A 25566-nucleotide genomic window follows, 5' to 3' on the forward strand; every position below is an offset into this window, starting at 1 on the left:
GTTCAATCTATCATCTAAAAAATTTACAGAAACTTTACAAAACAGGAAAAAGCCAATCTATCCCATCCGCATATGGAACAAATTGACTTTCAAAGATTAAATGAATTTTTTAGAGGTTAAGCTCCTTCTATCATATCCCGCCTATTATAGCCGAGGTAACCAATTATCATTAAAGCAATACTAATGCCCGTTATAACCATAAAAACTGGAGCATCAAAACGGTCCATCGGCATTTGCGGAATCCAGCTTTGGATGGCTGTTTTCGAGAACCAGCCCGGTAAATCCAAAATACCTCCAAAATAATTCAGGATAAAGGAATAACCAAGATACGCATAAATTATTTTCCCTAACTTCGGTGCCCATCCAAGTGCTAAAGCTGCAAGTCCGATAAAGAATAAGACGGATGGAAAGAAGTTATAGCCCGCAGCCAGAAAATCGCCGATGCTGAGCGCACCATGGTCGCCCATAACGGAGATAGCCGTACCTCCAAGACCTCCGGCAGCAAGCAAGGTTCCAATTAACCCGGACAAAATTGCTAACCCGATTGTCGTCCAGTAAAATTGACCGCGCGTGACTTTTGTAGCGTGAAGCTGGCTTAAATGCAAACGGCTCTCTTCCGCAAAAAGCTTATTCACAATAACGATTGGCAGAATAGATACCAAAACAATCATGACCATCATAATTGTTCCTGTAAAAGATTCTTCAATAGAAACGCCTGACTGTGCAAACATTTGCGCCATCATTTCATTACTTTCCAGAAATGTCTGCATATCCCCATAAATGGAGCCGTACGCTGCGCCCATCACTGCAAAGCCAATCAGCCAGCCAATAATAACTCCCTTATTCAGTTTGGCAAACAATCCCTGCACCGATAATAGAGACCGTCTTGCATGCTCTCTGCCTTCTCTTTCAGGCAAGTAACCCGCACCCATATCACGCCCGCCTTCCAGTGCAAAAGCAAGGCTTACCATCACTGCACTAAAAATCAGGGCAAAAATAATCGGGAGCCAGCTGTTCTCTGTAAATGGATAAGTCAAATACGTCCAGCCGAGCGGATTGAACATGGATAAATCCACATTCGATACATCCGTTCCAGCACGAATAATATAGAGCAGCCCGACCAAACCTAAGCTTGAGCCTGTGGCACTGGATGAAGCCGGCATGATTTGCGCCATCACCAGTCCAATGACTGCTCCAATCACGCCGGCTACCCCAATCGACGTTCCAAATAGAATGGAACCGTGGACAGAAACCGTATCAACATTAAAAATCATTAACAGACCGCTAATAAAAAGCGCCAATAATACATTAATAACAATCACTTCTGCCATTGCTGCAAGCGAATTTGCCTGTCTGCCAATTTGAAAAGAGCGTACAAGCTCCGTCAGCCCGAGATCTTCCTCTTTACGTGTGTGACCTACAATATGCAGAACAGACATAATCATCGCAAATAATCCGCAGAATAATAACATCTCATGTGCATACATCGCTCCTAATGTATATTCCGCTGCCGTTTCAATTGGTGTGGGACCGACCATGGAGATCATCGCAGGGTTTTGCAGTGTTTCATACATTCCTATTAACCCTTGCCCCTTTGCTATTTCTTCAAACGCAGGAACAAAGCCTCCTGAAAATAAACCTACTCCCAAAATCCAAAAAATAATCTTTTTCCAATCACGCTTTAGATACTGTAAAAACAAGGTATCCCAACGTGCAAATTTTTCCTTCATTGCCTTTCACCTCCCTGTCAGCTTTTATCCCTCATAATGCCGCATAAATAAATCCTCAAGTGTCGGCGGTACCGCTTCAAACTTTTTCACACCAAGCTTCGTTGCCTCCGTTAAAATAGCATTGATGTATTTATTATCAGCAGAAAATGTCGCTTCGTTATCTTTCTGTGTAAAATCATGGATACCCTCTACAAATTCCATTTGCGAAACATCTCCTTCGGTTGATAAGGTGACAGCAGAGCGAGTCAAATGCCTTAATTCATCTAATGTCCCGGACTCTACAATCTCCCCCTGACGAATAATAACGACCCTGTCAGCTAAACGCTCTACCTCACTCAAAATATGAGAAGACAGTAAAATGGACTTTCCTGCTTCCTTGATTTTTTCTACTTCTTCCTGAAAGACCGCTTCCATCAAGGGATCAAGACCAGAAGTCGGCTCATCAAAAATATATAAATCGGATTCCACAGATAAAGCAGCGATTAAGCCAACTTTTTGCCGGTTTCCTTTGGAGTACCCCTTGGCCTTTTTCTTCGGATCCAGTTCAAAACGTTTGATTAAATAATCACGTTTTTGCTTATCTCCGCCCCCATGCAGCTTCATAAACAAATCAATAATTTCTCCCCCGGTCAGACTTCCCCAGAGCGCGACATCTCCCGGCACATAAGAAATACGTTTATGGATTTCCAGGCTTTCCTTCCAAACGTCCTTTCCAAAAATTTCTGCCTGCCCGTCATCCCGCTTAATAATTCCTAATAAAGCACGAATTGTCGTTGACTTACCAGCACCGTTGGGACCGATAAAACCAACAACTTCTCCCGCTTCTACAGTGAAAGTCACATCACTTAACGCTTGAAACTTACCAAACTTCTTTTGCAGGCCTTGTAATTTCACAATTTTTGTCATAAGGCTGACACTCCTTCTCTCCTTCATTTCATACGCTGTTTTACCCAGTTCTGCCTATTTAATCGTTCAAAAAACTAAACAAAACTATTCACCACACCACAGTTCAAAATAATACTTTAAATAAAAAGTTTTAAACCACAAAACTATTTTACAGTTCAATATTATTCCTTTTTATAAATGAAGTCAATATAATATATACTATTTTTTATTTGCCAGTTCATAATTAGACAGATATAATAAATAGGAAGAGATGCATTCATTTTTAGAAATTTTATTGAATGTTCAACGGAAAGCAGGTTATATATGTGAATGGTTTTGAAAAAAGAACAGAGGAAAAGAAACGAAAGATTTTAGAAGCAGCTTTTGAGCTGATAAACGGAGATACAGATGCCGGCAATGTAACCATGGAGGAAATCGCAAAGCATGCAAATGTCGGAAAAGCTACCCTTTTTAAGTATTTTGGCAGCAAGGATAATCTGATTCGTGAAGTTTTTCAGGACTTTATTAATCAATTGATTACCGATGCCAAAGAAATTATAGCTGAAAATCACTCTTTTGAAGAAACACTGATTGCATTAAGCCAAAATAAAATCAGCTATTTAGATAAAATCAATCACCAATTTTATATGCGAATGATGGATTTTTTCACGAAAAAGGATGAGGAAGGTCTATCTTTAATGATGCAGAAATTTAATGAAGTAAATTACGGCATGCTATTGGATTTATTCCATCGCGGCCGTAAAGAGGGAAAAGTGGACTTGAAATATTCCGATGAATTTCTGATTCTTTATTTCCAGGCAATTGTAGAAGGCATTTCCAAGCCGCAGATTTATGAGAAAATCGCTCCCTATACCGAAGAATGGACAGAGATGCTTATTAAAGGGATTGCCCCGAGGAAGGATTGATAATGGCTTTTAGACAGTTATCCGGTTGAAAAAGGGAAGGATCCGGCGCCGGTTCCTTCCCTTCTGTCTTAATTAATACCCTACTTCCACAACGGCATTGACAATATACATCAGGTCATTTTTATCCTTTTGCTCACTTAGATAGATACCATTTGTCGAGGCCAAGCCTCCTTCCAGTTTTTCCACCGACACATCGCTATATGGTATTAGCTTTTTGATTCTTTCCTCATCCAAGTCCTCCAGATCTCTGGGGATGCCTAATTTCACATTTACCTTCATATTATTTAAATCCTGATTAGGAAGAGCGTCCTGAATACCTGGCATTGAATTAGATTGTATCGCATTGTTAATGGCACGCTCTGAAGCTTGGTTCACGTCCTGTCCATGGAGATCTACTCCTGTACCTGTCTGAATGAATATCTTTTTTTCCATGTTGTTCTCTCCTTCTTGATTTTTTTCAAATTCGGTATAACACATGAATACCCTTTTGCTATGCATACCTGATTTTGAATGATAATTACTTTCATTTTTCCCACCGCTTATGCTCAACCACCGTTTTTAATCCAGATAATAGAATATGTCCAACCGTTCTGGAATAAACGAACCAGATCTCTATGCTGTTTTTATTACCAATTCCGCTGTAATTCCATAAGCAGCAAAGTTCGCTGCGACTTCATTAATTACATTTTAGATAAGTGGCTCTTATTCCTACATTTTCCCGATAAAATTTGTGATAAAACACTCCTTTTATAGTTATTCCAAATATAAAATCTTTTAAGAATTGCTTTTATCGCAGTATAACTGGCTGCAAGACTTCCACTTCTAAATAGAGAAAACAGGAAAATCAATCGCGGATGGCTGGAATTTAGATTTCAATCAAGCAAATTTGAACGTAGATAGCTCAAAACAAATCAATGATTTATAGCGGTATAATATTAGTGTAATGAAATTAATCATCAAAAATCGAGATTTCAGAAAGTGCTTTTCTAAGATTAATAGCATCCCAAGGCAGATGTTCAGCAATCCCAAGTCCTACAATTTCAGCTTTTCCTGAAACATCGTTCAGTACACGGACCACTTCAGCAAGCTTCATTTTTCCCACTGCAGCAGGAAAATCTTCTTCATCCGTATATGGTTCTGCCGGATAAACGGAACGGAAATTTTTTGGAGACAAGACATCCAGATCAAAGTGAACAGCTAAATATTCGATTTTGTTTTCCTTTATCCAATCTATGATTAGCTGGCTATTCTCTTTTAGCTCATCCGGACCGGCAAAGCGTACATTTAATTCCTTTACTAGTTTATCTCTATCACGTAAATTCTTTTCTATTAATCCTGCATACATCATATGACTTGTAGAAATTGGATTTTTCACTTTGGTAACAGATTGATCCGCACCTTTTCCAAGCAAATTCGCTGCAACCGTCTCATGCCCATTTGACGAACCATTTGTTGTTGCAATATCAGGATGTGCATCCAACCATAAAATCCCTAGCTTATCTCCATATTTTCCACTCAAATAATCAAATGGTACTTGGTCCATGGAGCAGCCCCCGCCAAAAATAATGACTTTATCCGGCTATTGTTCTTTCAGGATATCAGCTGTCTTTTCCATTTGTTGAGATATTGCTTTGCCACCTGCTATTCCTTTTTCCTAAATTCCTACACTGTTAAACATGACGTCAAATATAACATTCCTTTCTTTAAATATGATTCCATCTATTACGTTATTTCTATAACAGATCTATGTTGCTCTACAACAGAGCGGAGAATTTAATTTGAATTTATTATAGTATACGTATTACTAAAAAAGATTCTAAAGGAAGTCAGTTAAAAATAAATAAGTAATAATTTGCCTCCTTCTATTATTCCATTCAAAATAATGAACTATATATTCCATAAAAGTAATTTATTACTAGTTATTGATGTACTTCTCTATTAATAACAAAAAATTCCCTTGCAAAATTCATTTCATAACCCTCCCAAACTATTTCCCGGGAAATTTCCAACAATTTTCATTACGTTATTCTTTTGTCTCAATGAATATTTCATCTCTAAAAATATTAAAATTCGACAACGATTACTAAGTATATCTATTAACAAAAAAAAAGGCAGCGCTGCGTACCATTCAGTACCAACGCTGCTCTTTCCAGCCTGAAATTCAGACTGGGGGATTCTACTTCCGGTTTCAGCAATTACCGATTAAAGGACAATAGAACCTCTTGCCGTTATTACCATTCAAAAGTGTTCGTCATGTCCATCGCTTTTCTGGTGCCTTTTTTGCTCCTTTCTGCCCGTTGGCTGATTTCATCTCTTAATGTTGCACAAAAATTCTGTTCCAGCTTTAATTTTACTGCATTTCTCAAGGACTCCTGCAAGAGCTCGTCTGACAAATGCCTAAGACTGTTCATGAATATCCCTCCCACATTAGCATTTTTGAACCTTTCGATTTTCAACAGCCGGAAGTAGAATCTATCTAAAATATTACAAAGTAAGACAGAAAGGGCAAAATAATTCGACAATAACCGCCAGGTAGGATAATATTTTTAGGTCTCTTTTGAACATCCTAAAAAAGAAAATCCAAACCTATTCTTAGCTTGAATAAGTTTGGATTACTCTTTAAACATTATTTTATTCTATTACATTGGTTACTATTTTTGTTCTGAACCTGTGTTTTCCTCTGGAGAATCATCTGCTTCTTGTTCACTCTGCTCATAAGAAGCAGCAGCTTCCTGTTCCTTTCTCTCATCAACTTGACGCTGCGTGATGATTTCTCCATCCGGCGTCATATATTTCTTGTTCATCTTCCTTGTTTCCGGATCAATAAAGCTGTAGATAATCGGAATGATAAACAAGGTTAAGAACGTACTTGCAGTCAGGCCGCCGATAACAACAATCCCCATTGGTGCAATTCCTTCCATGCCTTCACCGATTTCCAGCGTTAGCGGAAGCATACCCAGAATCGTTGTAACAGCTGTAATGAGAATCGGTCTGAATCTGTCTTGAACGCTGATTTCAATCGCTTCATAAGCAGACATTCCTTTTTCCTTCTGCTGCTGGATATAATCGACAATCAAGATTGCATTGTTCACAACAATTCCGATAAGCAGAATAATACCTACCATTGCTATGACACTCAGCGGATTATTGGTAATTAACAGAGACAAAGCAACCCCAATAAATGCTAATGGAATTGTCATAATAACAGCAAATGGTGCTTTAAATGATTCAAACTGAGCAACCATGACAAGGTAGATAAATACGATTCCAAGTGCAATTGCAAGGATTAATTGCGGAATGGCATCATTGAGCATTTCCATATCGCCGCCCATAGAATGCTCTGTATCTTCATGCAGGTCAAGGTCTGTAATAACGTCATCAATCAGCTGACTTGCTTCATTTAAAGAAAGGCTGTCGCTGAACGAAACCGTTAATTCCCTTGTATCTGTCATCTCATCTCTATTTATAAGCGTAGGCGATTCAGCCTCTTCTAACGATGCAATATCGCCTAAATCGATATACTCTCCTTCATCATTTGGGATAGAGATATTCTCAAATGCCTCTTCACTTTCTAAGACATCTGCAGGATATTTCACATTGATTGTGGTGTAGCCGCCGGATTCTTCTATTGTAGAAGCTTCGACACCATTGGTTGCCTCATATAGAGCCTCTCCTACCTGTGCCGGCTGAAAACCATTTTCACGCGCTTCTGCTTTATCCACAACTACTTGCAATTCTTCCACTGTCCCTGAATTGCTGGATGTCACACTGTTAATATCCGCTTCGTCCTCCAATTCATTGATGATGTCTGTTTCTGCTTCATCCAGACGTTCTTCATCATTATCGGAAACATTCAGTACAACTGTATTTGGTTCCCCGGCGCCAGCCTGTGACATCGGGATAACATTGATTTCTGCGGATGCATCTGTATCTTGAATATCATCTTCCACTTCATTGATAAATTCAGAAGTGGTCATATTTCGGTTACTTGCATCTGTTAATTGCACGCTTATGGTTGCTGTATTGCTTTCATCTGCAAAAGACATCATACCGGATGAACCAGCTGTACTTAGATAAGCGTCCACTTCCTCATGATTATCCAGTTCTGCTTCAATATCTTCTACAGTTGCCAGGGTGTCTTCCAGTAAGGTTCCCTGTTCTTTTTCCACCTCTATGGTTAAAAACCCTTCATCTTGCTCTGGCATAAACTCCATTCCCTGCACAGCCAAACCAAAGGCACCAGCAAGGAACAGAATAACAGCTGCAAACAGTACAGAGGCCCTGTGCCGCAACGACCATGCAGTAGCCTTTCTCAATCGTTTCATATATCCTTTTTGCTTCCGCTTCGTTTCATCCATATTTTTCGGTACCGTCAAAATACGGCTTGCCAGCATCGGTACTACCGTGACCGCTACAAATAGGGAAGCCAGCAGACTGAATACAACCGTAATTGCTAATGGCGTAAATAACTGCCCTACCAGACCAGTAACAAACACGACTGGTAAAAATACAGAAGCTGTCGTTAATGTAGAAGCAAGGATTGCTGTAACCACTTCCCTGGTTCCTTCTCTTGCTGCTTGTTTCGGATTTTTACCCATCGACAGATGTCTATAGATATTTTCAATAACAACAATTGAGTTATCGAGCAGCATCCCAATTCCAAGTGCTAAACCACCCAATGTCATCATGTTAATGCTGATATTTGTGAAAAACAGCAAAGCAAAGGTAGTGATGACGGAAAATGGAATCGATAATCCAATAATCAATGGAGCTTTCAGATTTCGTATAAATGCAAACAGCACAAACATTGCTAATACCGCACCGCTGATCAAGGAAACATAGATACTGTCGATTGCCATATCTATATACTCGCCTTCGTCATAAAGTGTACTGACAGAAAGCTGTTCATATTCCTCGTCATCAAGCAAAGCATCCAATTCTTCATTAAATTCTGCGTTTACAGAAGATGCATTCGCCCCGTCAGCTAACATCATTTCAAGCTGAACAGCATCTTCCTCGTTAAAGCGGGTAATGACGCCGCCATTATCTTCGGAAATAGAAATATCTGCCACGTCATTCAATGTTACCTCTTCATCAGGCATGTCGAGCAAAACGAGTTCCCGCAGTTCATCCAATCCATCCAATTCATTCATGGTACGAGTAGAAATGTTATAACCCTGCTCTGTATCTTCAATTGTATTAATAGGCATCGAAATATTATTCGCTTCAATCATTCCGGCAATATCCGATTGAGAGAGATTATAGTCACTTAGTGCTTCTGTATCTAATTCAACAGCTACTTCCCTTTCCATTAAACCATTAATATTAATTGATGCGACTCCTTGAATCGATTCCAGTTCATTTGCCAAATCATTGACCTGATTTTCAAATTCTGCTGTGTCTCCATTCGTAGACGTCGCTGCCATTTGTATGCTCGGCATCATGGAAATATCAAATTCGATAAAACTTGGCTCTTCCGCCTGTTCCGGCAGATTCGTAGAGGATATTGTACGAGTTATTTCATTCTCCACCTCATCTATCGTCATATCATAATCAAATTCCAAAATAACGAGTGAGGAAGCTTCCTGTGATTGTGAGGAAATATTTTGTAACCCTGTAACGGTAGAAAGATCCTCTTCCAGAGGTTCTGTAACGCTGTCTAAGACTTCCTCAGGCCCTGCTCCAGGGTAGCTTGTTGCGACAACTGCAACAGGCGGTTCAATCTCTGGCATCATTTGAATTGGGAGCCTGGTTAGCGATACGCCGCCCAGAATTAAAAGGACCAACATCACAACTATCGTGAATTTTGGTCTCTTGATAGAAAAGTTCGATAAATTCTTCACTTGCAAAATTCCTCCTATTAAATTTTTTGTTGTCTATTCAAAATTTCAACAACATGTTGTATTATTTATTGTAAGGAGATACGTATCATTAAACAATGAACAATTAGGGTCCATTTGTTGAAAAAAGGAGGGATTCATGATGGGTGTCAAAGAACAGACAAAATTTAATTTGCAGGAAGCATTTTGGGATATTTATAAAGAGAAACCTATCAATAAAATTTCGATTAAGGAAATAACAGACCGCGCAGGATATAACAGAGGAACCTTTTATAATTATTATACGGACGTATACGATATACTGAATGAAATCAAACAAGGCCTTGTACCATCAGAAGAATTAATCTCAGCTGTTTTACAGTGGTTTCAAGACCATGATCTGGGCAGTATTACAAAGGAAGAGAAAGAACGAGCCCGCTTTGAAGTAGAACAATCCTATGACGACGAATTGAACGAAAAAATGAATGAACGGATTATGGTGCTGCTTGGACCAAATGGAGATCCAGATTATTTATACGAATATAAAAAAGAAGCTCGAACGAAAGTAATGGAGCAAGTAAAAGATTTAAATGAAAAAGATCAAATCAAATTGGAATATATCATTGAATTTTTGCTTTCAGGAATCATTCATACGTGGATGCTTTGGAATGAAAATAACATGAATATATCCAAAGAGGAAGTAGATGGGATGTTTGACGAAATCTCGGAAATTGGATTTGAGAAGGTGCTCAGCGATATATTTAATAATAAAAAGTAACGCAGGATAAAATAATGAATGAAGGCTGAACAGGATATGAAGCGTAAAGCCGCTGCAGCATAGAAAAGAAGCTTTCCCTTCTGAAATAAGACAGGAAAAGCTTCTATACGGTTAATTCCGCATTATTGTTTTGCTTTATCAAAGAACATCAACTCTTCATCAATCGGCTCTCTTGATTGTGTATGAGATGATGGTGAATCAGAGCTATCTTCATTTGGCATGTGAACGACGGTATCCGCTGACTTTTTATTCACCCTTTAACATCCGCAGCCCATTAAGAATAACAAGAATCGTACTTCCCTCATGCCCAATCACACCCAGCGGCATATTGATAATCTGCAGAAAATTGCTGGCAATCAGAATAGCTATGACAGCAAGAGAAAAGATAATATTCTGTTTTACAATGGCATTCATTTTTTTCGAAATCCGAATCGCATTAACCATTTTTGCTAAATTATTTTTCATCAGCACAACGTTTGCTGTCTCCAAAGCAATATCGCTTCCTGCGCCCATCGCCACACCAATGTTAGCTGTCGCCAGGGCCGGCGCATCATTTACACCATCGCCAATCATTGCTGTCTGCTGGTTGTGCGCTCTCAGCTGCTTTAAATAATTTACTTTATCCTCCGGCAGGCAATTGGCATGGAATTCTGTAATTCCAGCTTCCTGAGCAATGCTTGCTGCAGTTGCTTGATTATCACCTGTCAGCATAATCGTTCTTAAACCAAGCTTATCCAGCTCTTGTATTGCTTCAACAGCATCTTGCCGGAGGGTATCCTTCAGCAAAAATACAGCAATAATCTCCGCATCTTTTCGCACAAATATATTGGTCGTCGCTTGTTCTTGTGGAGTAAAGACTTGCAGGAACTGATCTGCGTCCTGCTTTCCAACCAATTCTGCATTACCAATCCACCAAGACACTCCATCCAATTCAGCTGACAGCCCTTTTCCGTTATGGTGCTTGACAGCTGCAGATAACTCTCTTAGCCCTCCCCGGGATACGCTCGCCCATTGTTTCATAGCCTGAGCCAGCGGATGAATGGATTCACTTTCCATCGTATAAATAACATTTGCCAAGGATTCGCTATTCTCTCCTTGCTTTATAAAATAATCAACGACGGCAGGTTCTCCTTTGGTCAACGTCCCTGTCTTATCAAAAGCAACCGCATCTAATTTAGCTAAAGCTTCTACATACACACCACCTTTGAACAGAATCCCCTGATGTGCTCCATTGGAAATTGCGGATAAAGTCGCCGGCATAATCGAAGCAACTAACGCACATGGCGAAGCGACAACCAATAGAATCATGGCGCGGTAGATGGTATCAGTCCAGGACCAGCCAAATAAAAAATGTGGAAGAAACATCATCACAGCAACAGTAACCAATACAACGTTGACATATACCCCTTCAAATTTCTCAATAAATTGCTGAGAGGGAGATCGTTCTTCATGCGCATCTTGAACCAGCTCGATAATTTTTTGAAACATGGTCTCTGTCGGTAACGTATTTATTTCAATTTGCAGACTGCTGCCAAGATTAACTGTGCCAGCATAGGCCTCATCGCTTACTGTTTTAGTAATAGGAATCGATTCTCCGGATAATGCACTCTCATCTACGGTTGTATCTCCTTTGACAATAATTCCATCTGCCGGGATTCTCTCCCCTGATTTTACAGTAATGCAATCACCCGGTTTTAATTCACTAATGCTTATTACCTCACCATTTAGCAGGGTAGCAGTTTCCGGCTGCAGCTTCATCAGGCTTTTCAATTCATTCTTATTTTTATTTTCCGTATAGCTTTCCAAAGCACCGGATAAAGAAAAGATGAAAATCAAGATAGCTCCTTCTGCCCAGTAGCCGATGGAAGCTGCTCCAATAGCTGCAATAATCATCAGCAGCTCTACATTTAATTTTTTGGTTTTATATGTCTCTGTGATTCCTTCCTTCGCTTTTGCAAAACCGCCAATTAAAAAAGCAGCAATCAATAAAGTAATCCATAAGGCGTGACTAATATGGCCGGATAATATCCAGGCAGTCAAAATAAGTATTCCGCTTATTGCTGCGGCAATGATTTCTCCATGTATTTTGAGATACAATAAGAAAGTACCACTGCTATTTGTTCCCGTCATTTTACACTCCCCCTTTTAACACCATACAAATCTCTGATATTGATTATCATTTTCATTTATTTATAATTAATATTAGATTATAATTATTATAAATAGTATATCATACTTTTCATTGGATTGTTTGTAGAAATGGTGACAAATTTTATTTAGGATATGCTATAGTCACAGATAAGAGACTTATTTCAATGGTTAGAGGAAATATTATCAAAGGTGGGGTTCGTTTATGCGTAATGACAAAGAAACTCCCGAAGAAACCAGAGAAAGACTCCGGCAAGAGGAATTAAAAAAATCATCAAGCAGTATTCATGGTGGAGGCCTGTCCGATTTAGTTGGCGGGTTAGGATGGAAAGGTACAGGTATTTTAATTCTGCTTCTAATTATTGCCGGTGTTATTGTATTACTATTTGTAAAGTAGACAGCGGATTTAAGTTGCATGGCTTTAGAAGTTAGTTGTTATTATTTATAACTCAACTTTCGCACCTAAGAATAAGCAAATATATTTTGCTATTTCAGGGTGAACATGTTCTCCATTACCATGCTTGCATTTTGGTGAAATATCCGGCCTTTTTGGAATTGGTGATGGTGCTTAGCTCCGCTCCGGCCAACCACGCCGCTTTCCGACGTACAAATGTTTTCGATGGGGTGAGTAATCGCAACCCCATCGAAAACATTTGTTGCAACGTCTGCACTAGTACGTCCTGTACGTCGGAAAGCAAAATGGTCCGCCTCAGCGGTGCTTTACACTTCACCTTTTATTCTTTGTCAAGGGGTTATCGAAGGAACGATCCCCCCCCTGTTTCTATAGAAATGAAGTTACTTTTTAATGTGCGGAAGTTGAGTTTATAATTTGCAGCGATTTAAGTTATAAGCGTTTAAAAAAGTGCCTAAGTCAAACTCTCAGGCACTTTTTATAAGAACATAAAGTCATTGATTTATCACTTTTTCCTACTAATAAAAAGACAATAATCCCTGACAAATAGACGGTTTAAATCAATCCTATTTTCATTCTCTAAATTGTCGCTCTTCTGCCAGTTCTTTTTTTCGTTTATTTATTTGGATCAATCCATATAAGAACAAGCATAGAATTAAAACGAATATAACCGTTGTAACCATTGATACAATATAAGGAGTAGAATTATTTATCATCAACACAGTTGAAAAAATTAAAATCGTTATAATCGAAATAAATCCAGCAAGAAGACGCTGAAACATCCTCTTTAAGTGTACAATCCTTGAATCCAAATCAGAAAAGATATTAAATTCTCCTAGTTCAGCGTTTTTACGAAAATAAATCCAGTTAGAAAATTCTCCAATTTTCTCCGCTCCGGTTTCTTCCATAAAATCAATGTAATCTTTGCGTTCTTTTTTCGTTAATTTTGGATCGAGTAATTCCAATCGATAAATGTATTTATTGGGAGTGCTTTTTATAAAACGATAATTAGGTACACTTACTTTTACCAACTCCCAACCATCTGAAGCCATTTCATTTAACCATTGCTCTTCTTCGGCAAATTTCCAGACAGTGAAAAGCTTTTTAACTTTTTTCTCCATTGTCCTTTTCCTCCATTTCTACTATTTTCTTTCCGTTATTAATCAGCTCTTGCAATCTTAACAGTTCCATCTCCACCATTTTCTTCCCTTGGGCGGTAATGAGATACTCTTTTTTTCGATTATTAACATTTTTAGGAAGAGCCTCAATCCAGCCCTTGTCTAACAGGTTATTCAAAGCACCATATAGCGTACCCGCTGCGAGAGTCACTCTTCCCGCTGACATCATTTCTACTTTTTGCATAATCCCGTAACCATGAAGCGGCTTATATAGAGAAAGCAGCGTGTAATAAACCGCTTCTGTTAAAGCTATCTGCTCATTCTGCATCTTATTATCTCCTCATCTTTTTATATTTGTTCACGTTATATCGACTGACGATATAATTCAGTATATCGTAACCCGATATAACTGTCAACGATATAAAAAACCTCGTTTGAAAGGTTCATCAATGCGACAAACCTACCAAACGAGGATTTTCCGTTCCAAACATATTATTTTTTGAGAAGTTGTATAAAAACACCTTAGAATTTCCCAGCTCGATTGGACTGCTTCTCATTCAAATCGCGATAGAACCGCTCCTTACGAGAAGGGTAGCGTCCATTCCCCCGGCGTTCTCTGGATTTTTTCATTTGTGCCTGGATATACATCATCAGCGGCAGAACACCAAGTGCATATCTCCCATAACGCCCCACTTCAAAATCTGGTAAAACCGACTCAACCACAACAGGAAATACAGTAAACACCAAACCAATCATAGCAACTAAAATAATTTCAGCATGGAACCTTCTGCTGACACGCGTAACCTTCCGCCCCATCGCCAAAATAAACGAAATAATATATACAGCCACCAGGCAAAAGCCAGCATAAAGCATCGTAAAAAATGCTGCGTCTCTCGCATTATCACCAATCAAAAAGTTTATCGGCTCTCCTTGGTATAAGATTCCCTCTTCGCTTCCATTAAACGTAAAGAACACAATCACCATATAGCCGACCATAAAGAACATAAAGAAAGTCAGGCCTAAAATAACAATACTCCACAGAATCAGAAAAAGTCTGCGAATAAAACGAAAGATAAGGCCGGAACCAGGTATTTTGCTAAAAACATAAACAATAAGTAAAAGAACCAAAAAGCCGCCAACTACAAATAGCGTAGAAAGAATTTCATCTGTAATCATCATCTGCTCCTTCATTTTTCTCATAGAGAGAAGTTGCTATTATCATATACAGACTTCGCGTTAGCTGGCAATAGGTTTTTCTAATCAATTCATCATCGTTATAATAAGCCCAGCCTTCCTTCATTTATCCTATCGTTACTTTGGAAATCACATGAAACACCCCTGAAAACAGATTAAAAATCTAATTTCAGGGGTGTTTTCTCTTTATTATTTCAAAGAAATTCATTCTAGAATATAACCTTTTAGTACCCTGCAAACTCCTCAGACCGGATATTATCTTCATTGACACCGGCATCTACAAGCATTTTCTGCATGGCTTCTACCATATCGCCGGGTCCGGATAAATAATATATCGGCTTATTAATATCGGAAACATACCGCTTAAGCAGCTCGGCATCGATATGCCCTCTTTCTCCGCTCCATTCATCCGCATCCGACCTTGTCATGACTGGGACAAAGGTGAAATGACGATTTCTTTTTTCCATATCTTCAAAATCAGATAAAAACGGTGCATCCTCCGGCGTTTTATTCGAATACAGCAATGTAAGGTCATGGTCTGTTTTCTGATTGGTAGCCTCTGCGATCATGCTTCGAATCGGGGTGATACCGATACCGCCAATGAGAAATACTGCCGGCGTTGATTCCGTTTTATGCAGGGTAAAGCTTCCGTTTGCTCCGTCAAATTCGACTTCACTGCCTTCGGGAAGGTCTTTTAATTCTCGTTTAAAAGCGGAATCTCTCAGCCGGGTTGTTGTAACTAATTCTTTTTCACTCGGTGCATAAACGAATGACAATGCTCTTTCCGTTCCTTTCTCATCTATCTCGCTTGGATTAATCAATTTAATATGGGTCAGCTGACCTGCTTTAAATTCAAATCCATCTGGCATTTCCCAATGAAAAGCCATTGTATCTTTTGCAACCAATTCTTTTTTCTTTAATTTGATTCTGCTGTCTGCCATTTCTATTCGCTCCTTTGTATAGAGTAATTCACTTACTCAGAAAGTTGCTGATTGTAAGTTATCATATGGACATATAGTAATTTTACCCTTATTTCTCTATTTACAAACAGGCTGGCGAATATAAGCTTAGAAATCAGTAGTACAAATTTTTATTCCCTATCTGCTGATAAAAATTCTTCAAGAGCTTGTTTATTTTGTTCTACATCGATTTCTAACACAGCTCCAACGTCGGTCCGGACGTTTTGATAGGAATTATCTACAGGAATTCTTAATGTTTCCATCGGGTGTTCACTGCCGCTAATCAGTCCTTTTCCTATTGTAAGAATGGTTTTACTATCTACATTCGTATCAATGTATGGATCAGCAACGCCTAAAAGCTTTGGCAATTTCATCAGACCGTGGATACTTACCGCTTCGTCTTTCAGCTTGCCTATTATTTCCTGCTGCCGCTGCACTCTTCCATAGTCTCCATCTGCATCCTTCCGAAAGCGCACATAACCAAGCAGTTCTTCTCCATGTAAGACTTGTTTCCCTGGTTCAAGCGTCATTCCGATATCCTCTGACATTTGGTGTGGGATATCCACTTCAATACCGTCTGGAGCAATAATGTCTGCGAGCTTGGAAAAGCCTTCAAAATCAACAACTGCATAGTAATGTAAATCGATATCAAAATTTTGCTTCAGCGTTTGCCTAAGCAGTTCCGGACCATCAATTGCAAAAGCAGCATTAATCTTCTGCATGCCATGTCCAGGAATCTCAACGTATGTATCACGCATAATGGAAGCAAGCTTGATATCGTTCGTATCCTGATTGTAGTTGGCAATCATAATTGTATCCGAGAGCCCGCGCTCTTCCCCGCGAGTATCACTGCCTAACATTAAAACATTAATCTCTCCAAATTGCGGCTCTGAGCCTTCAAATGGAATAAAGGTTGTCCCATCATCCTTGTATTTGCCTTCACTTGCTTCGGATAATCCTTGATAATATTGCGTAATGATATAGGCACCTGCTGCAATGAGGCAGACGAAAACAAGCAGCAGGACACGCCGTATCCATTTTCGCTTACCAGATTTTCTTTCACGTCTTTTCATATTGAATGCTCCTTGTATATTCTTTTAGTTAGAAAGTTTTTTTAAAGCAATTTGTACTGCGATAGCATCATCCATATAGCCAATAGGGAAAATATAATCAGGAACTACATCGACCGGTGTAATAAAATATAATAGTACGCCTCCCATGACAGCTAAAGTAAAGGGAGTCCCCTTATTTTGTGCAAATTGTGCATAAAAATCCTTGAGTTGATTAATAAATGGACCAATACTGCCTACTTCATCAAGCTTTTTCTTAAACTGATTATGAATAATTTGTTTTCCTTCCTCTGTTTGGGCATTTTGTTCATACCTGTCTAATTGCTGCTCAACGGCAGTTGTACTTAAATGATTATTGTAAAGATCCGATGCCTTTAGTATTTGCTGAATTTCTTCTATGGATGTATGCATATCTGAAATCTCACGCGCTTCATCAGCGTGTATGGAATAACCGGCAGCGTGCAGAAGTTCTATAAGCGGTATATCAAAACAAGAAGCAAACTTTTTTAAGTGCTGGATGTTTGCTTTTCGTTTTCCATTGATAATACGTGAAATGGTCCCTTTATCAATACCGGTCTGCTCACTGCATTTTCTTACCGTCATTGATTTAGCATGTAATAGCATTTTTAATTTATTACCAAAATTATCTGCAGACATATATGCTATCCCTTCATTTATAGTGATGTTTGATGGTTAGAGTCACTTGAGTTAAGACAATTACAAAAGTATCAGTGACGGCTGTATCGTTTAAAATATCGCCAATCAGATAAGCTAATAATCTATTAAACAATATATCCAAACGTTGACAAAATGTCAACAACCAAATAAACACTACAGCCCTTTAAACTTCGGGAAGACATTTATGCCGTCGATAAAAAATAAGGTGCAATCCTTGTTATAACAGAATTGCACCTTATTTTACTCTGTGTTGATTACTTTTCCATTTTAAAAATTAATTTCATTCCTTCATGGCTTGCAGAAAAACCTAATCTTTCGTAAAAACGATGCGCATCATTGCGCTGTTTATCTGTTGTCAGCTGCACTAGCCCGCATTTTTCCGCTTTTGCGATAGCAATCGCTTCTTTAAACAAAGCTTCCCCTACCCTTTTTCCGCGATACTTCTTATCCACCCGCACGCCCTCAATTTGCGCCCGCTTCATCCCTAATCTTGCTAATCCAGGAATAATGGTCAATTGAATACAGCCGATAACCTTCTCTTCTTCCAAAGCTAAAATAACCTGATTTCCGATTTGAGCCTCTATTGCATCAAAAGCTTGATCATATTCCTCAGGCAAAGGATCTTCATACCTTTCACGTCCGGAACCTAATTCATCGTCAGCTAATAAGCGGACGATGGCAGGTAAGTCTTCTTTTTGAGCTTTTCGAAAATGCATTTGACTGTCTCCTTTCATGCAGCAGCTTCCTCATTTTAATTTGTAATACCCTTCCACCAAGCTTGTTCTTCTTTTCCATGTATCTATTATTATAGAAGAAATTATTTTACATTCACATGTTTTATTTCTTCGTTGCAGGGAAAGAAAGCAACAAAAGCTTTTTGAAGGAGGGGAAGAATCATGAAATATCCGGAAGATGTGGAGATAAAATCCTTGCAATTCAAAGATGACGGCTCAATTCCAAACAATCCGACCTATCCGCTGCTTTTATACAGAGATGTAATAAATTCAACGGACGATGTAAAAGCAATTTTAACAAAAAATAACTGGCTGGGCGCATGGCGTGGAGGTGTTGCTTCTTTTCATCATTATCATAGTAATACACATGAAGTTCTTGCCGTAGTCAGCGGATCCGCTCAGCTTCAGCTTGGCGGGGAACAGGGAGAACAGATACAGGTTGAACAAGGCGATACAGCCATTCTTCCAGCCGGGGTTGGTCACAAACTGCTGGAAGGCAGTACAGATTTTGCTGTAATTGGCGCCTATCCGAATGGGAAAAGTTATGATTTTTGTTATGGAAAGGCTGAAGAGCGCCCCGAAAACTTGGCGAATATCAAGAACGTTCCATTACCTGATACCGATCCATTGTTTGGCGAACGTGGTCTCCTGTTTTCATATTGGGCGGATGAATAAAGCAGATGCTTCATCGTGTTTTAAAAAGCATTCTACGAATAAAATACAGAATATTTCCCTCACAAAGAAACCATGTTGATGACAGCCTTATCAAATGGTTTCTTTTTGTTAATGAAAAGATGATAACCAATACAAAATATAAAGCCAGCAACCTCTCTTCTACATACGCTTAAATTGACCTGCCTATTCCCTGAAATCCATCCTGCTGCCTCTTGAAGGCAGGATTTTTTGTCAGCTAATAGATTGATAGCTTACTTGACAAAGAAAGTCCTAAATGATAAATTTTGATTAAACAACCAAAAATATAATCAATCAACCAAATTACATGTTGATTACTTAATAAAGGAGTTTAAAAATGGACAATAAAACTGATGAATTTCATCATCTCCCCCGCTGGTTCCAGCGTATCATACCGTTGCTAAGTATTATTTTATCGATACTTTCATTTTCCTATGTGATGCACCTATACAGTTTAGAATCCTTGGTATTCGCCCAATGGATTCGTTTCATTATCTTTTCTCTTATAAGTGTGGTATTTATACTGGCTGCTATTATTTATTTTTTTAATGGAGCATTGGCTTGGAAATGGTTTATTGGCGGTTTTGGTCTGCTGCCAATCTTGCTTTTACTGCAGCTTATTATATTTCTGCTGACGATAGTCAGAACAGCTGTCGATGCAATCTTTCAAGGAAGGCTTCCTGAACCGGTCCGCACGTTTATTGACAATTATCCAAGCAAATTTGATGTTGTTATATTAGCTGTGCTTTTTATAGCTGGAGTGATATGGATGATTAATAAGCTAAGGAATAAAAAAGGCTGAAGAAATGAGGAGGAGGATTCATGGCTGATTTAGAAACAACTCAAACAAAGCGTGCACTTTCTTTGGATCTTGCACGAGGCTTCATGCTTTTTCTGATAATCCTTTCACATATCCCATTGTTTTTATATACCATCGAACCAGGCGTCATCACCAAAGTTTCCGGCAGTACAGCATTCGATCATTTCTTAAATTTTCTAATGGAAATCACCGTGGATAATCGGGCACGTCCATTATTTGCTATCCTGTTCGGCTATGGTCTCGTCATGATTTACCGTAAGCAATCAGAAAGAAAAGGTACAGCAGAAGCAAAGCGATTGATTAAGAGACGCTGCTGGTATTTGATATTATTTGGCGCTATCCTCGCCGGGGTTGCAGGCGGTCAGGATATCTTGATGACCTATGGTATTGCAGGTCTTTTGTTAGTCTCCTGCTTGAAAAAGGATAACAAAAAGATTAAAAAATATGTGCTTATCTCTACGGTTATCTGTATCATATACATTCCATTGTTTTGGGGTGGTGTCCTGACAGAAAACCAGTCGTACGGATTACCGGTAGAGCTAACTGGTCAGGAAACATATGCAGGTACGATACTGGAGCGTCTGGTTTCTATCCCGATTATTCCATTATTTACGCATATTACCTTCCCTGTTATCCCTTCCGTCCTAATTGGAATGTGGCTGGGGAATATAAATATATTAATTAAACCGCAGCATCATCTTAAGCTGTTAAAACAATTAAGCGTCATCGGGGTTACCATTTCACTTGCCGGCGCCATCCCGCTTGTGCTGATTAACGATGTTTGGTTTCCAAGTCTTTTCACCGCCGGGATTGTATATGGCATCCATATTCTCACTGGTTTTGCCGGCGGCTTAAGTTATGCAGCACTGTTTGGATGGTTAGGAGCCCGCATGAAACAGCGTGGCGGCCTCGTAAAAGCAATTGCTGCAATGGGCAAACGTTCCTTAACATTTTTCGTGCTGCACGAGGTTTTAATAGTGATCCTGTTGTCCCCCATTGCTTTTAATCTAGGGGCATCCTTAACTGTCACCACGTCGTTATTGATCGGTACCGTGATGTGGATGGTTACGCTGTCGATTACGTATTGGATGGAACGTCGTCAAATAGCCGGGCCTTTAGAAAATTATCTGCGGTATTTAATTTATAATAAGCAGCGATCTTAAAGAAGAAGGCTAGAGAGGTTTCTGCTCCAGCCTTCTTCTTTCTTTGGCAGTTAAGTAAGTATAAACTTTCTTACTGCATAAGTGTAACTATGGTTGTCACCTAAAGGCTTGGTGCCAACCAAGTTTTCTAATATTCCACAAGCAGCAAGAACTGCATCACGACTCCTTCTAATCTTATTTGTTCCTTAAGAAACAGCTGCCGGCGTTTCTTTTTTACTCTTAATATAGTTTAAAACAAAAATCAAAATAATAATGGGGTATCCAATGATATCCGTCATGAACTCTGGTACGATCAAAAGCAACGAACTAATCCCAAGCACCAGCCTGGTTAAGACATTTAGATTCGTATGAATAAATCCTTCAACGGCAGCGCTGATAGCTACTACTGCTATGGCAGAGCTTACAGCAACCATTATAATTTGAGGGATCGCTGCAAAAGGAAACTCTGTGGCATTCGCAGGCAAGCCCGATGGATCAATCAAAAGCATGGCCGGTTCATAAACAAATATGAATGGGACGATGAATCCCGCTATGGCTAACCTCAGCGATATAAAGCCTGTTTTCATCGGGCTCCCGCCTGCCAGACCGGATGCCGCAAAAGAAGCCAACGCAACGGGCGGCGTGATGTTGGCAAAGATACCAAAATAGAATACAAACAAATGTGCAATAAGAACCGGAATACCGAACTCCGCCAAAGCAGGCGCAGCCATGGTAGCCGTAATAATATAGGCTGGAATGGACGGCAGACCCATCCCTAAAACAATCGACGCAAGCATCGTCAGGAGTAACGTGAACATCAATGAACCGGCACCAAGACTCGTTATAGTCGAAGATAATGTGGCCCCAAAACCAGTTAAGTTAACTACTCCGATAACGATGCCGACGACCCCGCAGGCAACGATTGTCGATAACGCTTGTCTGGTCCCGGTTTCCAATGCCTGCAGAATATCTTTGAAATGCATTCTTGTATGTTTTCTAAACCAGGATACAACAACGGTAATCATGATGGTGTAAAAGGCCGCATAAGAAACAGGCACATTAGCAAATAGCATCATAATCAAACTGATGAGCGGTATCAATAAATGCCAGCCTTCCTTCAACACCTTCTTTACCTGAGGAAGATCCGCTTTCGGCAAGCCTCTTAGATTTGCACGTCCGGCGCGGTAATGAACCTGCATGATACTGCTTAAAAAAAATAAAAATGCGGGGATAATTGCGGAAAGAGCGATTGTTCCATATGATATTCCTGTGGTTTCTGCCATAATAAATGCGCTCGCTCCCATAATAGGAGGTAAAATTTGGCCGCCAATCGAGGAGCTGGCTTCTACAGCACCTGCGAAATTTTTATCATAGCCTATTCGTTTCATTAAAGGAATTGTAAAGGCACCAGTGCTTACAACGTTTCCAACGGCTGAGCCGTTGACTGATCCCATAAAAGCACTTGAAATAACAGCTACCTTTGCCGGTCCGCCCTGCTTATGACCAGCAAGTGCCAGAGCCAAATCATTAAAAAATTTCCCCATTCCGGATTTCGCTAAAAAAGCGCCAAACAAAATGAATAAGAAAATGAATTGCACAGACGCACCGATTGCCGTAGAAAATAGCCCTTCAGTTTTTGTGTATAATTGCCCGAAAATATCCGCTAAATCAAAAGGCCTTGTTAATAGCATTCTCGGCAGCCAATCCTGATGGCTAAAGAAAGGGTAGGCTAGAAATAGCAGAGCCAATATAGGTAAAACCCAGCCGGTAACCCGCCGTGCAGCTTCAAACACTAAAACAACTGTCAGTATCGCCATCAAAATATCGGCAGTGTTCGCAACGCCGCCGCGTACCGTTACAATATCCTGATAGACGGTAAACAAATAAATACAGGAAGCGATTGTTAATCCAAAAAGCATCCAATCGTAAAAAGGAATTTTCCTGCGGTCTTGGGCTTTAAATGTTGGGTAAAGCAGAAAGACCATTCCTAAGCCAAACATTAAATGAAAATTACGCTGCAGGAGCGTGGGGAGCGGGTTAAATGTAATATACAAATGAAATATTGCATAGCTGATCGCCAGAATGCTGAAAAACCAGACAATCGACTTATTGTTCCATTTCCGTACATTGGATTCCAAATCATATTTTTCGAGTACCTTCTTTACCTTGTCCTGTGACATCTCAGAATCTGCGGCAGCGTGCAGCTTATCATTTTTCAAAAATAATCACCCCTTATGTATTCCCAGACAGGTAATTTTCGTGTTGTAATCATGACATTTTCATATTGGTCAAAATGGTGGTATAAAGGTATTTCACGATCGCCAATAAACAGCGTAGTTTGTACAAATTCAGAAATAGTTACATTTAAATCCTCATAATCTATATCAAGCTCCATTTGAATAAATCCATTTTCTGTCATTGTTTTCTTGGCTTGAAAGGGAGTTCCGGCACCAAATGTTTTAAAAAACGTATCGCTTAAAATGATTTTCTCATCTTTCCTCTGATATCTTTCAAACCATTCCTCTTTTTCAATCGAATGAATCCATCCTAAAACAAACGCTTCCTCTTTGATAAAAAAAGAAGTATCCTCTCCCGCTACTTCGATGACAGGAATACGATAGAAAAGAGGAAAAAGGAGCAAGATAAGCAACGAGCTCCCTATCCAAATTCTTTTTTTCTTATTGCTCATTAAAATATTTTTCAGCTCCCGGGTGTAACGGCGCAATAAGCCCCTCCTGAGCATTTTCTATTGAAATATCCTCTGCTGCTTGATGGGAATTACTTAAGGTATCCAGGCTTTCAAAGAATGTTTTCGTTAATTTATACACATCCTCCTCGCTAAAATCACTGCGCACAACCAGCGCATTGGGTACAGCTGCAGTTGGAACAGCCTCCTCGTTACCATACGTGCCAGCCGGAATTTCAAAGTCTATAAAGTAGGGATGTTCCTCTGCGATTTCTGTAATATTATCTGCATCGATGGTTACTAAATTAATATCCGTCGTTTCCGATAATTCTAATAAAGAAGCATTAGGCAAACCGCTTGTTAAAAAAGCCGCATCAATCCGCCCTGAAGATAAGCCATCCGCTGCCTCAGCATAGCCAAGGTAATCTGCCTGCAAATCGTCATAAGAAATGTCGTGTCCCTCCAATAACGCACGGGCATTCAGTTCTACTCCCGATCCCTGATCACCGACAGCAACGCGTTTTCCAGCTAAATCTTCTATTGTTTCAATCCCAGCATCTGCCCTGGCAACAATCTGAACCACATTCGGATATAAATTCGCAATCTGGGAAATACCCTCTAAGGGTTCTGAGAAGCTCGCTTCCCCATTTAACGCCTGACTCAACGCATCACTCATCACAAAAGCCATTTCCACTTTTTCCTCTGCCATCAGGTTTAAATTCTCAGCCGATGCTCCAGTTGTCTGTGTTCTTGAGTTTACATCGTACGTATTCGTGTAAATATCCGCTAAGGTAGTCGCTATAATATTGTAAGGACCAGACGCTCCGCCTGTAGCAATCGTTACGATATTGCTGTCCAAGCTCTCGCTCTCACTTTCTTCATCATCTCCATTGCTTCCACAAGCCGCAAGCAGCAGCCCAGCTAGTACAATAAATGAGATTAATAACCCCAGCTTCTTATGTTTCATCATTTTCTCCCCCTTTTCCCCTGCTCTCTTACATTTATAATCCTCCCATTTTTAAAATAGAACTTTTCTCAGGTATATTGACTATTTATTTTTGTCATGTAAAAACAAAGACGGCTCTCTATCAAGAGGAAGCCGCCTTTGTTGATTTATGAATGTTTTTTTGTCTATTTTTATTCAATTCATATTTCATGCTAAAAAATGTTAATGCTGCATTCACAAGTATATTCAAAAGTACTAACAAGATCGGTAAGTCGATATTTGGTGCAAAAATGGTATGAGCCAATGTAATAATCACTCCACTAAGAATGAAATAAGAACTGACCCCAAACACTTGAAAAATGAAGTTTTTACTCTTAACGGTATATATCCCCAAAGGAATCAATAAAACAATACTTAGATAAGAGCTTATCGCCAGCCAGCTCACTGCCTCAATGGAATGATTCGCGAGCAAGGAATGCCATATATTTAGCAGCGTTTTTAATCCAAATATATAGAAGCTCATATAAAATAACAGCCCTGCTATGTTCAGAAAAATACGTTCCATCAGTAGATACCAAAAGCTATGTCTCTCATGTTTGGTTTCATATATAAGTTCATAAATAACCCCCAATAATAATCCTCCTGCTATGACATATAATTGCACCATTGGCAGGTTCCCTTTAAACATTTCGAGAAAGAATTTGGCAACCTCTATGAGCTCACCCAACATTGGATTCACCTCCCGCTTTTGTTATAGCTAAGCAGCCTCCCTTGATATATTGAGATTCCGTTTGCTTACTAACTCTTATACGAAAGCTAAATGAAATC

25 protein-coding genes are annotated in these 25566 nt (G+C 39.4%); 6 read left to right on the plus strand and 19 right to left on the minus strand.

Annotated features, from left to right (window positions below):
• Positions 1-116: 116 nt before the first annotated feature.
• A complete protein-coding gene (locus ACZSMY_RS09435) occupies positions 117-1730 on the minus strand; it encodes an ABC transporter permease (RefSeq protein WP_332094218.1) in 1614 nt (537 codons plus the stop codon).
• A gap of 24 nt (positions 1731-1754) precedes the next feature.
• Positions 1755-2636: an ABC transporter ATP-binding protein gene (locus ACZSMY_RS09440; RefSeq protein ID WP_465147693.1), complete on the minus strand. Its 882-nt coding sequence runs from the start codon at positions 2634-2636 to the stop codon at positions 1755-1757.
• A 305-nt stretch (positions 2637-2941) separates the two neighbouring features.
• On the opposite strand from ACZSMY_RS09440, the gene ACZSMY_RS09445 reads away from it, so the two are divergent.
• The gene (locus tag ACZSMY_RS09445) at positions 2942-3541 is read left to right on the plus strand and encodes a TetR/AcrR family transcriptional regulator (RefSeq protein ID WP_042536094.1); all 600 of its coding nucleotides are present in this window, start codon (positions 2942-2944) and stop codon (positions 3539-3541) included.
• Between the two features lie 72 nt (positions 3542-3613).
• Here ACZSMY_RS09445 and ACZSMY_RS09450 read toward each other — a convergent pair whose 3' ends face one another.
• The 4 genes from ACZSMY_RS09450 to ACZSMY_RS09465 all read right to left on the minus strand — a co-directional run bounded on the left by ACZSMY_RS09450 (position 3614) and on the right by ACZSMY_RS09465 (position 9384).
• A complete protein-coding gene (locus ACZSMY_RS09450; RefSeq protein ID WP_368901828.1) occupies positions 3614-3973 on the minus strand; it encodes a Lin0512 family protein in 360 nt (119 codons plus the stop codon).
• A 517-nt stretch (positions 3974-4490) separates the two neighbouring features.
• Positions 4491-5108 (minus strand): arginase family protein, encoded by a 618-nt coding sequence (locus ACZSMY_RS09455; protein ID WP_368901848.1) that lies wholly within the window; start codon positions 5106-5108, stop codon positions 4491-4493.
• Positions 5109-5772: 664 nt separating this feature from the next.
• Positions 5773-5952 (minus strand): sporulation histidine kinase inhibitor Sda, encoded by a 180-nt coding sequence (gene sda, locus ACZSMY_RS09460; RefSeq protein ID WP_042532737.1) that lies wholly within the window; start codon positions 5950-5952, stop codon positions 5773-5775.
• Positions 5953-6192: 240 nt separating this feature from the next.
• Positions 6193-9384 (minus strand): efflux RND transporter permease subunit, encoded by a 3192-nt coding sequence (locus tag ACZSMY_RS09465; RefSeq protein WP_246529042.1) that lies wholly within the window; start codon positions 9382-9384, stop codon positions 6193-6195.
• Positions 9385-9520: 136 nt separating this feature from the next.
• On the opposite strand from ACZSMY_RS09465, the gene ACZSMY_RS09470 reads away from it, so the two are divergent.
• A complete protein-coding gene (locus ACZSMY_RS09470; RefSeq protein WP_139089090.1) occupies positions 9521-10138 on the plus strand; it encodes a TetR/AcrR family transcriptional regulator in 618 nt (205 codons plus the stop codon).
• A gap of 122 nt (positions 10139-10260) precedes the next feature.
• Here the strand turns inward: ACZSMY_RS09470 and ACZSMY_RS09475 are convergent, their stop codons facing one another.
• Entirely contained in the window at positions 10261-10392 is a 132-nt protein-coding gene (locus ACZSMY_RS09475) for a hypothetical protein (RefSeq protein WP_332094222.1), read from the minus strand.
• Positions 10385-12268, minus strand: coding sequence for a heavy metal translocating P-type ATPase (locus ACZSMY_RS09480; RefSeq protein WP_332094223.1), 1884 nt, complete (start codon positions 12266-12268; stop codon positions 10385-10387). Before ACZSMY_RS09480 ends, ACZSMY_RS09475 begins: the two co-directional genes overlap by 8 nt.
• A 223-nt stretch (positions 12269-12491) precedes the next feature.
• Here ACZSMY_RS09480 and ACZSMY_RS09485 point away from each other — a divergent pair, with 223 nt between their 5' ends.
• The gene (locus tag ACZSMY_RS09485) at positions 12492-12683 is read left to right on the plus strand and encodes a DUF6366 family protein (RefSeq protein ID WP_256705959.1); all 192 of its coding nucleotides are present in this window, start codon (positions 12492-12494) and stop codon (positions 12681-12683) included.
• A 587-nt stretch (positions 12684-13270) separates the two neighbouring features.
• Here the strand turns inward: ACZSMY_RS09485 and ACZSMY_RS09490 are convergent.
• The 7 genes from ACZSMY_RS09490 to ACZSMY_RS09520 form a co-directional block, all read right to left on the minus strand.
• Positions 13271-13819, minus strand: coding sequence for a DUF2812 domain-containing protein (locus ACZSMY_RS09490; RefSeq protein WP_465147694.1), 549 nt, complete (start codon positions 13817-13819; stop codon positions 13271-13273).
• Positions 13803-14144 (minus strand): PadR family transcriptional regulator, encoded by a 342-nt coding sequence (locus ACZSMY_RS09495; RefSeq protein ID WP_042532730.1) that lies wholly within the window; start codon positions 14142-14144, stop codon positions 13803-13805. Before ACZSMY_RS09495 ends, ACZSMY_RS09490 begins: the two co-directional genes overlap by 17 nt.
• Before the next feature lie 194 nt (positions 14145-14338).
• Complete coding sequence (locus ACZSMY_RS09500; RefSeq protein WP_455725585.1) at positions 14339-15016, minus strand: hypothetical protein; 678 nt, start codon at positions 15014-15016, stop codon at positions 14339-14341.
• Between the two features lie 218 nt (positions 15017-15234).
• Positions 15235-15951 carry an FAD-dependent oxidoreductase gene (locus tag ACZSMY_RS09505; RefSeq protein ID WP_332094226.1) on the minus strand — a complete coding sequence of 239 codons (717 nt, stop codon included), beginning with the start codon at positions 15949-15951 and terminating at the stop codon, positions 15235-15237.
• Positions 15952-16100: 149 nt separating this feature from the next.
• Positions 16101-17042: an LCP family protein gene (locus ACZSMY_RS09510; protein ID WP_332094227.1), complete on the minus strand. Its 942-nt coding sequence runs from the start codon at positions 17040-17042 to the stop codon at positions 16101-16103.
• 24 nt (positions 17043-17066) lie between these two features.
• Positions 17067-17696 carry a DUF1232 domain-containing protein gene (locus ACZSMY_RS09515; RefSeq protein WP_332094228.1) on the minus strand — a complete coding sequence of 210 codons (630 nt, stop codon included), beginning with the start codon at positions 17694-17696 and terminating at the stop codon, positions 17067-17069.
• A 275-nt stretch (positions 17697-17971) separates the two neighbouring features.
• Complete coding sequence (locus tag ACZSMY_RS09520) at positions 17972-18433, minus strand: N-acetyltransferase family protein (RefSeq protein WP_368901834.1); 462 nt, start codon at positions 18431-18433, stop codon at positions 17972-17974.
• Between the two features lie 180 nt (positions 18434-18613).
• Between ACZSMY_RS09520 and ACZSMY_RS09525 the strand changes: the two genes are divergently transcribed.
• The 3 genes from ACZSMY_RS09525 to ACZSMY_RS09535 all read left to right on the plus strand — a co-directional run bounded on the left by ACZSMY_RS09525 (position 18614) and on the right by ACZSMY_RS09535 (position 21127).
• Entirely contained in the window at positions 18614-19126 is a 513-nt protein-coding gene (locus tag ACZSMY_RS09525; protein ID WP_368901835.1) for a cupin domain-containing protein, read from the plus strand.
• A 355-nt stretch (positions 19127-19481) separates the two neighbouring features.
• The gene (locus tag ACZSMY_RS09530; protein WP_042532720.1) at positions 19482-19946 is read left to right on the plus strand and encodes a hypothetical protein; all 465 of its coding nucleotides are present in this window, start codon (positions 19482-19484) and stop codon (positions 19944-19946) included.
• Between the two features lie 20 nt (positions 19947-19966).
• A complete protein-coding gene (locus ACZSMY_RS09535; RefSeq protein WP_465147695.1) occupies positions 19967-21127 on the plus strand; it encodes a DUF418 domain-containing protein in 1161 nt (386 codons plus the stop codon).
• Between the two features lie 185 nt (positions 21128-21312).
• On the opposite strand, the gene ACZSMY_RS09540 is transcribed toward ACZSMY_RS09535, so the two are convergent.
• From ACZSMY_RS09540 to ACZSMY_RS09555, 4 genes are all read right to left on the minus strand, one after another.
• Positions 21313-23286 carry a TRAP transporter permease gene (locus ACZSMY_RS09540; protein ID WP_465147768.1) on the minus strand — a complete coding sequence of 658 codons (1974 nt, stop codon included), beginning with the start codon at positions 23284-23286 and terminating at the stop codon, positions 21313-21315.
• Positions 23287-23321: 35 nt separating this feature from the next.
• On the minus strand, positions 23322-23795 hold the full coding sequence (locus tag ACZSMY_RS09545; RefSeq protein ID WP_042536085.1) for a DUF1850 domain-containing protein: 474 nt from the start codon (positions 23793-23795) through the stop codon (positions 23322-23324).
• Complete coding sequence (locus ACZSMY_RS09550; protein ID WP_042532716.1) at positions 23785-24759, minus strand: TAXI family TRAP transporter solute-binding subunit; 975 nt, start codon at positions 24757-24759, stop codon at positions 23785-23787. Before ACZSMY_RS09550 ends, ACZSMY_RS09545 begins: the two co-directional genes overlap by 11 nt.
• A 121-nt stretch (positions 24760-24880) precedes the next feature.
• Positions 24881-25468: a hypothetical protein gene (locus ACZSMY_RS09555; RefSeq protein ID WP_465147696.1), complete on the minus strand. Its 588-nt coding sequence runs from the start codon at positions 25466-25468 to the stop codon at positions 24881-24883.
• Between the last annotated feature and the right edge of the window lie 98 nt (positions 25469-25566).

The organism is Oceanobacillus sp. B139/18 (assembly GCF_055524595.1).

Excerpts from the sequence above, each read along its gene's own strand:
- ACZSMY_RS09520 (WP_368901834.1), bottom strand. The coding sequence starts at position 18,433 with ATGCATTTTCGAAAAGCTCAAAAAGAAGACTTACCTGCCATCGTCCGC.
- ACZSMY_RS09435 (WP_332094218.1), bottom strand. The coding sequence starts at position 1,730 with ATGAAGGAAAAATTTGCACGTTGGGATACCTTGTTTTTACAGTATCTA.
- ACZSMY_RS09530 (WP_042532720.1), top strand. The coding sequence starts at position 19,482 with ATGGACAATAAAACTGATGAATTTCATCATCTCCCCCGCTGGTTCCAG.
- ACZSMY_RS09545 (WP_042536085.1), bottom strand. The coding sequence starts at position 23,795 with ATGAGCAATAAGAAAAAAAGAATTTGGATAGGGAGCTCGTTGCTTATC.
- ACZSMY_RS09450 (WP_368901828.1), bottom strand. The coding sequence starts at position 3,973 with ATGGAAAAAAAGATATTCATTCAGACAGGTACAGGAGTAGATCTCCAT.
- ACZSMY_RS09535 (WP_465147695.1), top strand. The coding sequence starts at position 19,967 with ATGGCTGATTTAGAAACAACTCAAACAAAGCGTGCACTTTCTTTGGAT.
- ACZSMY_RS09485 (WP_256705959.1), top strand. The coding sequence starts at position 12,492 with ATGCGTAATGACAAAGAAACTCCCGAAGAAACCAGAGAAAGACTCCGG.
- ACZSMY_RS09480 (WP_332094223.1), bottom strand. The coding sequence starts at position 12,268 with ATGACGGGAACAAATAGCAGTGGTACTTTCTTATTGTATCTCAAAATA.
- ACZSMY_RS09500 (WP_455725585.1), bottom strand. The coding sequence starts at position 15,016 with ATGAGAAAAATGAAGGAGCAGATGATGATTACAGATGAAATTCTTTCT.
- ACZSMY_RS09470 (WP_139089090.1), top strand. The coding sequence starts at position 9,521 with ATGATGGGTGTCAAAGAACAGACAAAATTTAATTTGCAGGAAGCATTT.
- ACZSMY_RS09510 (WP_332094227.1), bottom strand. The coding sequence starts at position 17,042 with ATGAAAAGACGTGAAAGAAAATCTGGTAAGCGAAAATGGATACGGCGT.
- ACZSMY_RS09515 (WP_332094228.1), bottom strand. The coding sequence starts at position 17,696 with ATGTCTGCAGATAATTTTGGTAATAAATTAAAAATGCTATTACATGCT.
- ACZSMY_RS09525 (WP_368901835.1), top strand. The coding sequence starts at position 18,614 with ATGAAATATCCGGAAGATGTGGAGATAAAATCCTTGCAATTCAAAGAT.
- ACZSMY_RS09505 (WP_332094226.1), bottom strand. The coding sequence starts at position 15,951 with ATGGCAGACAGCAGAATCAAATTAAAGAAAAAAGAATTGGTTGCAAAA.
- sda (WP_042532737.1), bottom strand. The coding sequence starts at position 5,952 with ATGAACAGTCTTAGGCATTTGTCAGACGAGCTCTTGCAGGAGTCCTTG.
- ACZSMY_RS09490 (WP_465147694.1), bottom strand. The coding sequence starts at position 13,819 with ATGGAGAAAAAAGTTAAAAAGCTTTTCACTGTCTGGAAATTTGCCGAA.
- ACZSMY_RS09555 (WP_465147696.1), bottom strand. The coding sequence starts at position 25,468 with ATGTTGGGTGAGCTCATAGAGGTTGCCAAATTCTTTCTCGAAATGTTT.
- ACZSMY_RS09550 (WP_042532716.1), bottom strand. The coding sequence starts at position 24,759 with ATGAAACATAAGAAGCTGGGGTTATTAATCTCATTTATTGTACTAGCT.
- ACZSMY_RS09440 (WP_465147693.1), bottom strand. The coding sequence starts at position 2,636 with ATGACAAAAATTGTGAAATTACAAGGCCTGCAAAAGAAGTTTGGTAAG.
- ACZSMY_RS09540 (WP_465147768.1), bottom strand. The coding sequence starts at position 23,286 with ATGTCACAGGACAAGGTAAAGAAGGTACTCGAAAAATATGATTTGGAA.
- ACZSMY_RS09495 (WP_042532730.1), bottom strand. The coding sequence starts at position 14,144 with ATGCAGAATGAGCAGATAGCTTTAACAGAAGCGGTTTATTACACGCTG.